This is a genomic window from Synechococcus sp. R5-13 (assembly GCF_047462015.1).
GTDB lineage: Bacteria > Cyanobacteriota > Cyanobacteriia > Thermostichales > Thermostichaceae > Thermostichus.
In genome coordinates this window covers 1-11,735 of record NZ_JANSIL010000183.1, presented here as the reverse complement: position 1 = coordinate 11,735, position 11,735 = coordinate 1, and the positions used below count along the sequence as shown (strand labels likewise).

General features: G+C 58.7%; 9 protein-coding genes and 1 tRNA gene. 7 read left to right on the top strand and 3 right to left on the bottom strand.

From position 1 onward, the window contains the following. Positions 1 to 128: 128 nt before the first annotated feature. Positions 129 to 986 (top strand): J domain-containing protein, encoded by an 858-nt coding sequence (locus NW840_RS13030; protein ID WP_414344719.1) that lies wholly within the window; start codon positions 129 to 131, stop codon positions 984 to 986. 103 nt (positions 987 to 1,089) lie between these two features. Here the strand turns inward: NW840_RS13030 and NW840_RS13025 are convergent, their stop codons facing one another. The 3 genes from NW840_RS13025 to NW840_RS13015 form a co-directional block, all read right to left on the bottom strand. Then, positions 1,090 to 2,613, bottom strand: coding sequence for an AAA family ATPase (locus NW840_RS13025; protein ID WP_238376975.1), 1,524 nt, complete (start codon positions 2,611 to 2,613; stop codon positions 1,090 to 1,092). 219 nt (positions 2,614 to 2,832) lie between these two features. After that, positions 2,833 to 3,879, bottom strand: a complete 1,047-nt coding sequence (locus tag NW840_RS13020; protein WP_414344717.1) for a thiamine phosphate synthase — start codon at positions 3,877 to 3,879, stop codon at positions 2,833 to 2,835. A gap of 109 nt (positions 3,880 to 3,988) precedes the next feature. After that, entirely contained in the window at positions 3,989 to 4,324 is a 336-nt protein-coding gene (locus NW840_RS13015) for a hypothetical protein (protein WP_011433411.1), read from the bottom strand. 68 nt (positions 4,325 to 4,392) lie between these two features. Here NW840_RS13015 and NW840_RS13010 point away from each other — a divergent pair, with 68 nt between their 5' ends. The 6 genes from NW840_RS13010 (at position 4,393) to NW840_RS12985 (ending at position 11,657) form a co-directional block, all read left to right on the top strand. Beyond that, on the top strand, positions 4,393 to 5,643 hold the full coding sequence (locus NW840_RS13010) for a lipid-A-disaccharide synthase-related protein (RefSeq protein ID WP_414344716.1): 1,251 nt from the start codon (positions 4,393 to 4,395) through the stop codon (positions 5,641 to 5,643). Positions 5,644 to 5,715: 72 nt separating this feature from the next. Beyond that, a complete protein-coding gene (locus tag NW840_RS13005) occupies positions 5,716 to 7,566 on the top strand; it encodes an NAD(P)H-quinone oxidoreductase subunit F (protein WP_414344714.1) in 1,851 nt (616 codons plus the stop codon). 12 nt (positions 7,567 to 7,578) lie between these two features. Continuing rightward, positions 7,579 to 9,087 (top strand): NADH-quinone oxidoreductase subunit M, encoded by a 1,509-nt coding sequence (locus NW840_RS13000; RefSeq protein WP_414344713.1) that lies wholly within the window; start codon positions 7,579 to 7,581, stop codon positions 9,085 to 9,087. 36 nt (positions 9,088 to 9,123) lie between these two features. Then, the gene (locus NW840_RS12995; RefSeq protein ID WP_414344711.1) at positions 9,124 to 10,305 is read left to right on the top strand and encodes a CO2 hydration protein; all 1,182 of its coding nucleotides are present in this window, start codon (positions 9,124 to 9,126) and stop codon (positions 10,303 to 10,305) included. Between the two features lie 82 nt (positions 10,306 to 10,387). Further along, positions 10,388 to 10,459 (top strand) — tRNA-Cys (locus NW840_RS12990). A gap of 34 nt (positions 10,460 to 10,493) precedes the next feature. Beyond that, positions 10,494 to 11,657: a pyridoxal-phosphate-dependent aminotransferase family protein gene (locus NW840_RS12985; protein ID WP_414344710.1), complete on the top strand. Its 1,164-nt coding sequence runs from the start codon at positions 10,494 to 10,496 to the stop codon at positions 11,655 to 11,657. Positions 11,658 to 11,735: the final 78 nt, after the last annotated feature.

Sequence of the window (11,735 nt, the reverse complement as noted above, 5' to 3'; positions counted from 1 at the left end):
GAGCAGAGCAGGCCCAGGGCTACTGAAAGCCCGCTCCGTACCGCTTAGCGGTCGGAGCCGGGTAGTTTACGGAATAGGATCCCCGCATCAAAGTAGCTGGCACAAGGCCCCCTGCGCCGGATCCTCCCATGAAAGACCTTTACCGCGAGCTGGAATTACAGCCCAATGCAACTCTAGAAGAAATTAAAGAGAGCTACAGGCGGCTTGCCAAAGAATACCATCCCGATAAACTTCACCCAGATACACCTGTTAAGGGGCGGCAGTACATTGAGGAAAAGTTTAAGTCTATTCAGGAAGCATACTCGGTCCTGAGTGATCCTGTGAAGCGAAAAGCCTATGACTCCCAAAGGCTTTCCCAGACTTCGCCCACAAAACGGAGCGGGTATGACCAAGACTTAAAAGCAGAACGCGGTTACAGCACACAAGATGGCAAACCTTGGCCCTTTGACTTCGACAAGATAAAGGAAGCTGCAGAAGAGATAGAACGTCGTAAGAAAAACATCGAGGCCAACTATAACCAAAGAGTAGAGCAAGTTAAGTCTGAGTTAAGGAGAAACTTGATCTCTATCGGAATAAAACAAGAGGAAGCTAAAGTTGATCATACCTTTGCCACCAAAAGTGACACTATACTGGGTGCCCTCTCGCTTTTAGTCCTGAGCTTGTTCATTGGTGCCTTAAGTAGCTCAATCGGGCTTGTGCTCTTTCTAATCTCAGTTATTAGTCTTTTTATGGCCATTTTTGATAAAGGATATAGCAAGTCGCAAGTTGAGAGCGCTAAGAAGCTACAGGAAGAGGCAAAATCAGTAATAGCCCAGATAGAGAAAGATAGGAACTCGAAGCTTTCCCAGCTTGAGCTTCACTGTAGAAGTAGGATCGATCATTTTAAAGCTGTCCCTATCGAATCTATATCCCCATTTTATAAGTGGGCTGAGTGGGGAGGATCAGCTATTTTTGCTAACTGCAATGAAGGAAAAGGCAGATGCTAAAAGCCTAGAAGAAAGCTTGAAGATAGCGGCTGGAGTTGCTGTGGGTATTGGCATACTAGCCGCCTTATTTGGGCTGGGAGGTGGATTTCACCCATTCTGAATCTCAAGAAGAGGCAAAACACTGCTTCATCTCCTGCAGCACCTGGGCATCTTGAGAGGCCGTTCTCGCGCCCGCTTGAGCAGCCCAGCACTTAAGACTCTCGATTTGGTCGCGGGCAATCGAGGCCAAAGGCACGGTTTCGCGGATGGCCTGCAGGATATCCTCTTGGGTAAAGTCCCGCCGGGCGCCGCTGCCACTGCCCCCAAAGGCGTTGTACATGGCATCTACGATGGCTTGCTCGATCTCGGCCCCGCTGAAGTCCTGAGCTGCGGCTGCCAAAGCTTCCAGGTCAAATTCTCGCAGGCGGCTGGGGCGCAACCGCTGCAAATGCACCCGGAAGATCTCTTTGCGCTCAGCGTGGGTGGGCAGGTTCAAGAAGAAAATCTCGTCAAAGCGGCCCTTGCGCAACAGCTCTGGCGGCAGCAGCGGCACGTTGTTGGCAGTGGCCACAATGAAAACGGGGCTGGTCTTCTCCTGCATCCAGGTAATCAGGCTGCCAAACACCCGGCGGCTGGTACCAGAATCTCCATCGGCACTGCTGGTGATGTTGCCAAAGGCTTTGTCGATCTCGTCGATCCAAAGCACGCAGGGGGCCATCGCCTCTGCCAGTTGGATCATCTGCCGCACCCGGCTTTCCGACTCGCCGACGATGCCGGCAAACAGCCGCCCGGCATCCAATCTCAGCAGGGGCAGCCGCCACTCATTGGCGATGGTCTTGGCGGAGAGGGATTTGCCGGTGCCCTGGATCCCGACCAGCAGCACGCCCTTGGGGTTGGGCAGGCCATAGCGACGCGCCTCTTCGGTAAAGGCTTCCTGGCGCACCCGCACCCAGGCCTTGAGGTTATCCAGGCCCCCCACACTTTTGAGGGTCTCGCGGGCGGTGAAAAACTCCAGGATGCCGGTTTGGCGGATGGCCTGCTTTTTTTCCTCCAGCACCAGGTCGATATCGGCTTCATTGACCTCCTGCTTGGCGGCCAAAGCGCGGGCCAAAACGCGGCGAATACGTTCTCGGCTCAGCCCTTGACAGGCTTTGACCAGTTGCTCGCGGGCCAGAGGGGTAAGCTTGAGCTTATCTGGAGCCACATAGAGCTGGATGAGGCGGCTGATCTCTTCGCTGTTGGGCAGGGGAATATCGACGACGGTGATCTCCTCCGTCAGGTCGCTGGGCACTTCCAGGGTGTGGCTGAGCAGGATCAGCATCTTGCGGGTGCGCTTGAGCTCGCGGCTGAGGTTTTTCAGCTCCCGGATGATGGGAGCGTTTTTGTCGCTGCTGGCGTTGCGCAACACAAAGTGCAGATCCCGCAGCACAAACAGGGTGTCCTCGTTGGGGGCAGAGCGCCACACCCGCCCCAGAGCTGCCATGATGGAGCCCCGATCCTCGCCTGTATCTTGCCAGCCCCGCACCAAGTCCCAGAACAACAATTGCCGCGGTGGGTCTGTCCGTCTGGCTACTTGGGTTAGCACGGCATCGGCAGGCTCTTCTTCTGGAGAGACCAAGTAAACCAGGGGGTAGCGGGCCCGGATCATCAAATCCAGCTCTGTCACCAGCCCTGCTTGCAGCTCCGCCGGGATCTCGACCAGGGCAGGATCCCTGCTGTCTGGATTTGTTTTTCTTGCGGCTTCTGTCATCGCCTCTGGAGTTTAGAACATCCTTACTTCATCTTCCTCTCACTTGTTCAGAAACCATTTGGATTGGAACAGCCAATAAGCAGCAAAATGCTCACGGTTGAGCTTCACGGTTGATCTTTAGGATAGGGCAGGGATCCCTTGCAGTTCGGCCAGCATGGTGCGGGCTGTCTGGGTGGGATCGGCAGCTTCCATCAAAGCCCGCACCACAGCTACACGGGTGGCCCCAGCTCGACGCACCTCGGGCAGGTTGTGGGGATCGATGCCGCCGATGGCAAACCAGGGCAGGTGGGCTTTCTCGGCAGCCAGGCGCACATACTCCAAGCCGGCGGGGGGTTTCTCCGCTTTGGTGGGGGTGGGGTAAACGGGGCCGACGCCAATGTAGTCCACGTCGCTGTTCAGGGCTTGGGCCAGCTCTTCGGCGTTGGTGGTGGACAGGCCAATGAGCCGCTGGGATCCCAGGAGGTGCCGAGCTTGGGCGACCGGCAGATCCGTCTGGCCCAGGTGAACCCCATCTGCCTGGCTGACCAGAGCCAAGTCCACCCGGTCGTTGACGATCATCAGCGCCTGGTAGCGGTTGCACAGTTGCCGCAACTGCTTGAGATCCCGAAGCATCTCGCCGTCGGGAAGGTTTTTGCGGCGATATTGCACCAGGGTCACCCCGCCCCGCAGGGATTTTTCCACCACCTCTAGCCAGTGGGGCACAGGGCTGGTCACCAAATAAAGATGGGCTGCCAGGAGACGCTGCCGCAGGGATCCGCCCAGCAGTTCACTTTCCAAGACGTAGAGCCGATAGCGCATGTCTTTGGCCAGCTTGGCCAGGCCAGGGGCCACCCAGTGGTGGGATTCGGCCAACTTGCCGTATTCTTCTAACACCCGCAGGGCTTCTTGCACACGGCTGCAATTGGCTTGCAAGAGGTGGCGGAGATCCCGCCGTTGCTCCTCTTGGGGGTGGGAGATCTGGGTGCCTGGATCGGCGGGGGTATCGCGGGCCAAACGCAGGGGATCGCTGTGCCAGCGGGCTAGGGCTTGGCGCATGGCCTTGCATTCGGCAGAGAGCTCTCCCTCTTCCAGGCCGAAACGAAACCATTCTTCCAATACCCGTAGTCCTTCACGAGCTCGATCGAGGTTGGCATCCAGAATACGGGCGACGGCCTGGGGTTTCATGTTCCCTATACGTGGGAAGAGAGTTGCTTAATTTTTACCAAAAAAATGCGCCTAAAGCCCCGTCCTACCCTTAGCCGGAAGCAAGTCAGTATGGTGGAGAGTAGTCAATTCACTGTAAATCGGAATGGTTTCCCTGAGGCTGTCCTTGGCCCTGAGGAGAAAGAGGGTGATGCCATAAGGCGTTAAGAAAGGCTTGCTGCGGCGTGTGTCCCCAGGCGAAGGCCCGTGGGCCGGCCCCTTCCGGCAAGTAGGCCCAAGCATAGCGCTCGCAGGCGGGAAAGTAGCGGATCTCCCACCAAGTTCCCCCTACAGGCACATCTTTCACTGCCCGCAAGAAAGGGCCGCGATGGCGGGCGAGGCGCTCTTCTATAAAGTAGGGGCCTTCCAGCTGAAGGGCTTCTACCGCTGCAATAAGCTCGGCTCGTTGTCGCTCATTTCGGATCATCTCCCGGGTTCCCCTCTTGGATTGGCTCTATTCTATGAGGAGATTTCTGGTGAGCTGGGGGATCCCTCTTGATTCAGCCCAGATTGCGCCTACGGCAAGCTGTGGAAACCCAATGGAATCCAACGAATCCACCGCAGGTGCTGTGTCTGAGCAATGGACACGGGGAAGATGAGGTGGGCAGTCGCCTTGCTGTTGCCCTAGTCCAACTGGGGATCCCGGTGCAAGCCTTGCCGATTGTGGGAGAAGGGACAGCCTACCAACGCCAAGGGATCCCCCTGCTGCCCATTGCCCAGGTGATGCCGTCGGGGGGGTTTATTTATCAGGATTGGCGGCAGTTGTGGCGGGATTTGCGGGCCGGTTTGCTGGGGCTGACGGGGCGGCAATTGGCGTTGGTTCGGCGGGCAGCAGCCCAGAGGAACCTGGTGCTGGCCGTGGGGGATATTGTGCCCTTGCTGATGGCGTGGTGGAGCGGGATCCCCTACGTCTTTGTGGGCACGGCCAAGTCGGACTATTACTGGCGAGATGAACGGGGGCCCTACCGACGCCCCTGGATCCCTTTTGGGCAGCCGATTTCCGATTACCTGCCCTGGGAGCGCTGGCTGATGGCCCACCGACGCTGCCTGGGTTCTTTTTTGCGGGATGAGCTGACGGCTACAGCTTTGCAAAAACGGGGCCTAAGGGCCTTTTACCTGGGCAACCCGATGATGGATGGCCTAGAGCCACGCGGGACATTGCCTTTGGATCCCCACCGGCCGGCCTTGCTGCTCTTGCCCGGATCCCGTCCGCCGGAAGCCTATCGCAACTGGGCCCTGATGATGCAGGTGGTGGAGCGGCTCCCAACGGAGCTGCAAGTCTATGCTGCCCTCAGCCCCAACCTGGAGCGAGACCCGCTTCAGGCTCGGATCCCATCTCAGCGCAGCGATGTGCTTCTGGTTTGGGGGGACTTCGGGGCCTGTGCCCAACGAGCAACGGTGGTGCTGGCCATGGCGGGAACGGCTACCGAGCAATGTGTAGGCTTGGGAAAACCGGTGGTAACCCTGCCGGGAGAAGGGCCCCAGTTTACCCCGCGCTTTGCTGAAGCGCAGACCCGTCTTTTGGGATCCGCCGTCCACCTGACCTCAGTGGAGCAGGCTCCCGCCGTGGTTGGCCGGATTCTGGAACGCCTGGCCGCCGATCCCAACTACGCGGCTGAGTTGCGGGCCCATGGACGCCGCCGCATGGGATCCCCAGGGGCCGCCCGGCGCATTGCCGCTCAACTTCGAGATTGGCTCAAGCCATCCGGCCCGGTTTTGGAACCGTTCGAGCCAGGTATATCGTGAAATAGAGAACGAGCGATTCAAAAGCCTGACTGATTTCCGTTGGATCCAGTTTTCCGTTTTATTTAGCATTTAATGATGTCAAACCTTTTGGGGTTGGAGAGCAGTTGGTGGATCCCTTGCTATGGGTGGGCGGGAACAGCTTTGGCCATTCCCTGGGCAACGGGGTGGGTCAAGGGCAGTGGCCCGCGCCCGGCAGCTTACCTCAACATCCTTCTGACTTTTGCCGCCTTTGCTCATGGCCTTTGGCTGTTGCGGCAGGTTTGGGGTCGGGATCCCCAGATCTTGAACTACCTCTGGTTTCGGGTGGCCGATTTGGATTTGACTCTGTCTTTGGAGATCTCGCCTCTGACAATGGGGGCCGTCGTCTGGATCAGCGGTTTGAGCCTGCTGGCCCAGATCTATGCGCTGGGGTATTTGGATAAGGACTGGGGCCTGGGTCGCTTTGCCGCCCTGATGGGCTTTTTCGAGGGGGGAATGACAGGGATCGCCCTCAGCGACTCGCTGTTTTTCAGCTATGCCCTGCTGGAGATGCTCACCCTTTCCACCTATTTGCTGGTGGGCTTTTGGTACGCCCAGCCTCTGGTGGTGACGGCGGCGCGGGATGCGTTTTTAACCAAGCGGGTAGGAGATCTGTTGCTGCTGATGGGGGTGGTGGCGGTTTCCAACTTTTCCGGGGCCTTGACGTTTTCCGACCTGCGGGACTGGGCGGCTACGGCCAGCTTGGATCCCACCTGGGCAGCTTGGATGGGCTTGGCCTTGATGGCGGGGCCCTTGGGCAAATGCGCTCAATTTCCGCTGCACCTGTGGCTGGACGAGGCGATGGAAGGGCCTAACCCGGCTTCGATTTTGCGCAATTCGGCGGTGGTGGCCTGCGGGGCTTTTGTGCTGATTAAGCTGCAACCGCTACTGGCCCTGTCGCCGATTACGAATGGGGTCTTGGTGGCCATCGGCACGATCACAGCCCTGGGCGGATCCCTGGTGGCCTTGGCGCAAATCGATATCAAACGCACCTTCTCCTACTCCACGAGTGCCTACTTGGGGTTGGTGTTTGTGGCAGTGGGAATGCAGCAGCCGGAGCTGGCCCTGGAGTTGCTGCTGATGCACGGCTTGGCTAAGGCGCTGCTGTTTATGGGGGTGGGATCCCTCATCTACACCACCTCTACCCAAGATTTGACAGAGCTGGGGGGCCTGCGCAGCCGCATGCCGGCCACAGTTGCCGCCTTTGCCGTGGGATCCCTGGGGATGGTGGCTCTGCTGCCCCTAGGGTGCTTTTGGACGCTGACCCGCCTGGCGCTGGTCTACAGCGGGGTGCAGCCGGCCCTGGTGGAGGTGCTGCTGCTGGTGAATGGGCTGACGGCTCTCAACCTGGCGCGGGTGTTTGGCCTGGTCTTTTTGGGATCCCCGCAACCCAAAACCCGCCGGGCCCCTGAGGTGGGCTGGTTGATGGCTCTGCCCATGGGCATCCTGACGGTGCAAACCTTGCTCATGCCCTGGCTGTTTGGGCGGTGGAGACTCTATCCCGACTGGAGCCCGGAGCTGAGGTGGATGGCGGCTCTGCTGACGGCTGCTGGGCTGGTGGGGGCAGCCATTGGCGGCTGGCTGTACTGGGGGGACCAACGGAGGGTATATCTGCCCTGGCCGGAGTTGCAGGATCTGCTGGCCCACGACTTTTACACGGGGCACCTCTACCAAGCCCTGGTGGTGCAACCGGTCGGCGCCCTCTCCCGCGGATTGGAGTGGCTGGATCGCAACGGAGTGGACGGCTTGGTGAACGGGGTGAGCCTGGCCTTTTTCTTCAGCGGCGAAGCCCTCAAGTACACCCTGTCGGGGCGGATGCAACTCTATGTGCTGGTGATTGTCATCGGGATGGTGTTGGTTACAGCTTGGCTACTGCGTTCGCCCCATTTGGGGTTGGCCTATTGATGGGAGAGAGCCATGTTGAGCCTTTTGATTGGGATCCCGTTGTTGGGGAGCATCTTGATTGGGTTGATTCCCGAGCAGGCGGGGAAGGGCTTGCACCGGGCTTTGGCCTTGGGGTTTGGGTGGGTTTTGTTTGGCCTGAGCGCGGGGCTGTTGCTGATCTTTGACCCCCACCTTGGATCCCTGCAATTGGCGGAAAAGATGGCCTGGATCCCCCAGTTGGGCTTGGTTTATGAGGTGGGAGTGGATGGGATCTCTCTGCCTTTGGTGGTGATGACCGGGCTACTGGTGTTGATGGCTATTTGGGCCAGCGGCCAGGTGGAGCGGCCCCGCCTCTACTACAGCTTGGTGCTCATGCTGGCGGCAGCGGTGGCCGGAGCTTTTTTGGCTCAGAATTTGCTGCTGTTTTTCCTGTTCTATGAAGTGGAGCTGATCCCCCTGTATTTGCTCATCGCCATCTGGGGAGGGCCGCGCCGCACCTATGCCGCCACCAAGTTTTTGGTTTACACCGCTCTGTCGGGGATCCTCCTCTTGATTGGCTTTTTCGGCCTCAGTTGGCTGAGCGATGCCCACAGCTTTACCTACACCGTCCTGCAGGCCCACCCTTTACCTCGGCTGTCGCAGATCCTTTTGCTCATTCCCATTCTGCTGGGCCTGGCCATCAAGATCCCCTTGGTGCCCTTCCACACCTGGTTGCCGGATGCCCATGTGGAGGCTTCCACCCCCATTTCCGTGTTGCTGGCGGGTTTGCTTTTGAAGTTGGGCACCTACGGCCTGGTGCGCTTTGGCCTGCAGCTCTTGCCGGATGCCTGGGATCAAGCCGGGCCTTGGCTGGCCGGTTGGGCGGTGGTTAACGTGCTCTATGGATCCCTGAACGCCTTGGTGCAGCAGGATATGAAAAAGCTGGTGGCCTACAGCTCCATTGCCCACATGGGCTACATCCTCTTGGCTGTAGCAGCAGCCACTCCCCTCTCCCTGGTGGGATCCGTCTTCCAGATGGTCAGCCATGGCCTCATCTCCTCGCTGCTGTTTCTTCTGGTGGGAGCCGTCTATGCCAACACCGGCACACGGGATCTCAAGCTGCTGCGGGGATTGCTCAACCCGGAGCGGGGCTTACCGCTTATTGGCAGCTTGATGGTGCTAGGGGTGATGGCCAGTGGCGGCACACCGGGCATGGTGGGCTTTATAGCTGAGTTCACCCTCTTTCGGGGCAGCTTTGCCGTCTTTCCCCTGCAAACGCTCCTGTGCATGGTGGGGACGGGATTGACGGCGGCCTATTTTCTGCTGATGGTGAACCGTGTCTTTTTTGGGCGCCTCTCGCAAGTGGCCATAGCCATGCAACGCCACGCCACTGAAGAGCGCCTGCCTGCTGTTGTTTTGGCAACGCTGGTGATGTTACTGGGCCTGCAGCCTAGCTGGGCAACCCGCTGGGTGGAGTCCACCACCTTGGCCTTGGCCAAGGCTAACCTAGCTGGTGTTGCAGGACTGGTCACTGCCTTTCAGTTTGGGTTGTCTTCCTTTTGATGATTTGATGAGATCGACGGAGTTTCTTTTGCTCCCATGACTGCCACTCTTGCTCCTGCTCCTTCCTGCTTCTTTCTGGCCGGCTTATCTCCTCTGGAGCAACTGCAACTGGCTCCTATTGTCCAGCGCCTAGAGGCAGGGGGAGCCCTTGTGCCGGATGCCCCTGCCAATCGCCTAGAGGTCATTGGCATCCTGCATAGCTACGGCGAGGTGCTGGATGCCTATTCGCGCAATTTGATCTTTATTGCCGACCACCAATTTTTGGAGCTTTTTCCGGCGTTCAAGTATTTCAACGGCGAGATTACCCTGGGCAAATGGCTGCGCTACCTGTGGCATGACCGCATCAACTACGAGTTTGCCGAATACTGCATGAAGGCTATGCTCTGGCATGGGGGAGGGGGGCTAGACCGCTACCTGGATACTCCCGAATTTGTCCAACGGGCCAAGGCCGCCATCCGAGCCAAAATCCGCTTTAATCCCTTCTTGCAGGGCTTGGGGATCTTGTTTCCCGACTTTGCTCTAGAACAGGTGCGCATGCTGGCTATGTGCAGCGGCTTGGGCCAGTTTTGGCGGGTGATGAGCGATATTTTCCTGGCGCTGGCCAAGCGCTCTGAGACAGAACCCCACCTCACCATCCCCGAGGTAGTGGCCCACATTCAGCAAGGGCTGGTGGCAGCTGCTGACAAGCCTATCACCTACGCTCCCTGCATCTGGGGCCGGCGCTATGAGATCATTCCTCTCTCAGCGGGCCTGACCTTCCTGCCGGATACGGCCATCCCTTATGTGGAGGCGGTGTTTTTCCGCTCTTTTCCCTTCATGGGTACGGTTTCCTACAACGCCCAGGCCGGTCAGATTCCGCAAGAGCAGGCGGATTTTGCCTATGGGGCCCTGTATGCCGACCCACTGCCGGTGGGGAGCGCTGGGATCCCGCCTACCCTGTTGATGCAGGATATGATGCGCCACCTGCCCCCCTACTTGCGAGAGCACTACCGCCGCCAGCCTCGCGGGGATGATGACCTGCGGGTGAAAATCTGCCTTAGCTTCCAAAAGGCCATGTTCTGTGTTACCACTGCCGCCCTGCGGGCTCTTGCCCCCTTCCCTCTGGAAACTCAGGATCCCCAGCAGCAGTTGGCCAACCGCAAGTTTCTGGCTCCTTGGCTGCAGCGCCTGCTGGGATCCCGTCTGTTAAAGGTGCAGGAAGAAAGGGTTGAGGCCTAGCTGAGCTGGGAACTGCTACTTTTGGTTACTGGAAGGGGGATCCCCTTTTCGGATACAATATCTGCGCCCAGTTGAGCAATGGGGTGGCGTAGCCAAGTGGTAAGGCAGAGGTCTGCAAAACCTCTATGCGCCAGTTCGAATCTGGCCGCCACCTTTTAAACCTTACTTGCATCCCAAGCAGGGCAAGCATGAAAGACAAGCTGATATTGATGATCCCCGGCCCCACTCCCGTTCCCGAGAGTGCGCTGCTGGCGATGGCACGGGGGCCCATCGAGCACCGCAGCAAAGAGTTCACCGCCATTTTGGAAGAGGTCACCGATGGGTTGCGCTGGCTGCACCAAACCACCTCAGATGTGTTTGTCTTTTCCGCCAGTGGCACCGGCGCTATGGAAGCCGGGATCCTCAACACCCTCAGCCCTGGGGATCGGGTTTTGGTGGGGGTGAACGGCAAGTTTGGGGAGCGCTGGGCGGAAATGTCCGAGCAGTTTGGCCTTCAGTGTGAGCGGGTGGAAACTCCCTGGGGGATCCCTTACCCCGTCGAGATCTTCCAAGAAAAGCTGGCTGCCGACCGGGAAAAAACCATCAAAGCCGTCATCCTCACCCACTCGGAAACTTCCAGCGGCGTAGCCAACGATGTCCAAGCCATTGCTGCTGCTGCCCGCGAGCACGGGGAAGCCCTCGTCCTGGTGGATGGGGTCACCAGCGTGGGGGCAATGCCGGTGTTAATGGACGAATGGGGCTTGGATGTGGTGGCCTCGGGATCCCAGAAGGGCTATATGATCCCACCAGGGCTGGGATTTGTGGCCGTCAGCCCGCGGGCCATGGCCGCTACGGAGCGCTCTAGGTTTCCCAAGTACTACTGGAGCTTTAAGCTGGCGCAAAAGGCCCTGCACCAGGGCACCACTCCCTTTACCCCGGCGGTGAACCTGTTTTACGCCCTGCAGGTTACCCTGCGCATGATGCGCGCAGAAGGGTTGGAAGCCATCTACCGGCGTCATGCCAAGCTGGCCCAGGCCACCCGTGCTGGCGTCAAGGCTCTGGGGCTAAAGCTCTTGGTTGATCCAGAGTCAGCGGCCAGTCCTTCGGTAACAGCTGTACTCGCTCCCGAAGGGATCAACGCTGACACCATCCGCAGCACCTTGAAGAAACACTTCGACATCGCCCTTGCCGCTGGACAAGACCACCTCAAGGGCAAAATCTTCCGCATTGGCCATTTGGGCTTTGTGAGTGACCGCGATGTGCTGATGACCTTGGCTGCTCTGGAGTCAGCTTTACACACCGTGGGCTACAGCGACTTCACCCCAGGGGCGGGAACTCGCGCCGCCGAGGAAGTATTGGCCCACGGCTTCTGAGCCCCCAGCTCAGCTAGAAATCGCAGGAGCCCCGCACTGTACCCGTAGGGTCAGTGCCGGGAGGAATGCGAGGTTACA